The organism is Lactobacillus sp. XV31L (assembly GCF_059900865.1).
The window spans coordinates 1-1,001 of record NZ_JBWXGC010000028.1; the positions used below are offsets into that span (position 1 = coordinate 1).

Here is a 1,001-nt window from a genome sequence, read left to right on the forward strand (position 1 = left end):
TTGACAACACCTTCTGCTGCACACCAATTTTTTTGCTCGTCAGGCGTATTGGTTGAAATAGTATAAAAGTTAATGCCATTATACTTGTCAACTTCGCCGTTGAAGCGCTTGGTTGAGATGCTGCAGATTTGCATTAAATCATGATCCTTGATGAATTTTCCCCTTAGAAATGAAGTAACGGATTAGTCGATTGTGTCGTTCTACGCCGCCCTTCTCACACGAGGTGTAGGGGGTTCGCGTAGTAGACTAGCGTCTGTGCTACTTGTTCTAATTGAGCTAAATCCGCAAACTCAGAATCAATATCGGTGGTAACGGTCTTAAAGATATTATGCCAATGTTCCTGAATATAGGTATTAAAACGACCTTTGGCTTGAAAATCAGATTTACGTTCGCAAGTGCTGAACCTTTGCATGGTAGTGATAGTGCCTTTGCGCCTCCGCTTAAGCATCGTAGCCGTGGCAGCGACCATAATAAAGGGCAAATTTGCTCTCGTTCAAGCTCGTATTTCAAGGTTGTGGGTAAAAACTATTAGGGCTAGTGGTAATTTGACTTAGGGACCGGCTTGTTCGTGCATGATTTGGATCAAGATGCGGTCAGTTAAAGCAAGATGTTAGCCCATTTTGCGACTGGATATGGTGGCATTAAGCGAGTTCATTGGAAACTTCTTTCTATAATTGATTGGCTAATTACGTTCTATTAAAGAAGTCAAATGGACTTTTTGATTTTCTAAAACAAGGCAGTGTTTAACTTCTTTTTACAAGACTATTATTAATAATATTTTGCTGTACTTTGTGAAAAATATATTTTAATTATTTTAATTTCCTTACTGGAATTTTTTTGATTATTCTTGGGGTGCTGAATTTTCTTATATATCTCTTTACTATTTTTGCTCATTATCAAACTTGTTAAATATGACCATATTCCTATACTTGAATATTAAAAAACACAAATTATTTACATCACATTTTCTTTAGTGTAATTAATTGCTTGCTATAAGCTAT

Annotated in this window: 2 pseudogenes; both read right to left on the reverse strand. The window is 36.4% G+C overall.

The annotated features are described in order from the left end of the window. Positions 1–131, reverse strand: a pseudogene (locus AC2JF7_RS09005) (thiol peroxidase); the annotation flags it as partial. A gap of 25 nt (positions 132–156) precedes the next feature. Further along, a pseudogene (locus AC2JF7_RS09010) lies at positions 157–334 on the reverse strand (IS30 family transposase); the annotation flags it as partial. Positions 335–1,001: the final 667 nt, after the last annotated feature.